Origin of the sequence: Lactiplantibacillus fabifermentans DSM 21115 (assembly GCF_000498955.2) — a bacterium.
Taxonomy (GTDB): Bacteria; Bacillota; Bacilli; order Lactobacillales; family Lactobacillaceae; genus Lactiplantibacillus; species Lactiplantibacillus fabifermentans.
Window position 1 is genome coordinate 1 of sequence record NZ_AYGX02000157.1, and the last position, 1,537, is coordinate 1,537.

Annotated in this window: 4 protein-coding genes; all 4 read left to right on the forward strand. The window is 40.4% G+C overall.

Going from position 1 to position 1,537, the window contains the following annotated elements; all coding sequences use genetic code 11:
• The first annotated feature begins 129 nt into the window (after positions 1-129).
• The 4 genes from DY78_RS13160 to DY78_RS13170 are packed head-to-tail and all read left to right on the forward strand — an operon-like array spanning position 130 to position 1,439.
• Complete coding sequence (locus DY78_RS13160; RefSeq protein ID WP_051385220.1) at positions 130-573, forward strand: YopX family protein; 444 nt, start codon at positions 130-132, stop codon at positions 571-573.
• A complete protein-coding gene (locus DY78_RS13165) occupies positions 570-866 on the forward strand; it encodes a hypothetical protein (protein WP_024624706.1) in 297 nt (98 codons plus the stop codon). Before DY78_RS13160 ends, DY78_RS13165 begins: the two co-directional genes overlap by 4 nt.
• A complete protein-coding gene (locus tag DY78_RS16230; protein WP_156404134.1) occupies positions 863-1,033 on the forward strand; it encodes a hypothetical protein in 171 nt (56 codons plus the stop codon). Before DY78_RS13165 ends, DY78_RS16230 begins: the two co-directional genes overlap by 4 nt.
• Positions 1,014-1,439 (forward strand): transcriptional regulator, encoded by a 426-nt coding sequence (locus DY78_RS13170; protein ID WP_056993531.1) that lies wholly within the window; start codon positions 1,014-1,016, stop codon positions 1,437-1,439. Before DY78_RS16230 ends, DY78_RS13170 begins: the two co-directional genes overlap by 20 nt.
• Positions 1,440-1,537: the final 98 nt, after the last annotated feature.

The window sequence follows — 1,537 nt, forward strand, 5'->3', positions numbered from 1 at the left end:
AAGGTGACTATGTTGCTTTAATTCCAGAGGATTAATCATGATAATCGTCAAGGAACAAACTAACGAGGAACGAAAGCGGGCGTTTGAAGCGTTCGGGGAGGATTGAAACTAATCAAGGAGATGGCGACGATGATTAAGTTTAGAGCGTGGGAAGATAGAGGAAAAGAATATATAAAAGATGTGTTAATTGGAAGTGACGGAAAAGTTTATTTTGATGATGGAGTTGCAACGCAAAACGATTTAGACATTAGTGTCGAACAGTTTATCGGGATGACAGACATGCACGGTAATGAGATTTACGTTGGCGATATTGTTCAGTATAGCGACCAATTCTATGAATATTCTATGGGTGGAGTAACAGACCGTGAAACTGGATATATTGGATCAGTTGTAAAAAATAGCGGATCTTTTGGTATTTTGATTAATAGAATTAGCTACACAGACGCACACAACGATCGTTATCATGCTAAGGATTTTGTACCGTTTTGTGAGTTTGACGACCCAGAATCAGACATGGCGTTAAAGGGCAACGTGCACGAGAACCCGGAACTACTGGAGGATAAAACATTATGACGAACAAAGAATTTATGGCTATTCAAAAAGCAACACCTTTTAAAAGGGGATTCTATCAGAACAGCGAGGGAACGGTTAGATGGCTGCACAATATTCAATTAATGGGCTCAGATGTTTTTATTATTTGGGCTTCAAAGAGGAATGCGCTTGCCACCTTGAACCCTAAGCATAAGGGAGGCTTGTCTGTTCAAGGCCAAAACGTTAATGGAACAAAAGTTGCGGATTGGTTCATAAGCGCCAAATATATCGGTAGTAACGTTTATGAAGCCGGGCTAGTAGAGGAAGACAAATGACTGACGCCGAATACGCCAAAGCAATCCAAATGAAAGCCACATTTGCCAACCTGGAAATTAACGCGGCACTGGCAACTAGTCAACAGGCACAAATTGGCCAGGACTTCATTGCTGACATTATGGAGTTGAGTGAAAGGGGAATTAGTAGTGAAACGAACGACGATTAGAAAAGTTGAAGATATTCTACGTGACTATCCCAAGATTGACGAGTATATCGAGAAACGTGAACAAGAATTGCGTTATCCAACTGTCCCTCATGATGATAATGTTGGAGGTGGCAAGGCGCAATACAAGTATCCGGAAACGGCGTTAAATACGCTCATTACAATTGACGATGATCGGCGCATTAACACATTGAAGCGTCAGCGAGAAGTGATTGATGATTGTTTAGACGGCGTTGGCCGTGATACAGAAGTAATTATAAATGAGCTATATTTTAAGAAACACCAGCAGTACACAATTGACGGATTAATTGCAAATCATATGATAAATGTTAGCCGTCGAAAAGCGTTTGACTTAAAGAAAACTTTTATCAACGATTGCGCTAAGGGGTTTGGATTGTATGAAATATAAAAACGTGCACTAATCGTGCACTTTTGACCCCTGCAAACGTGTTAAATTGGTAGTATGCCAAATGTGATTGACGTGCATGAAGTAATCCTCCAAATTAC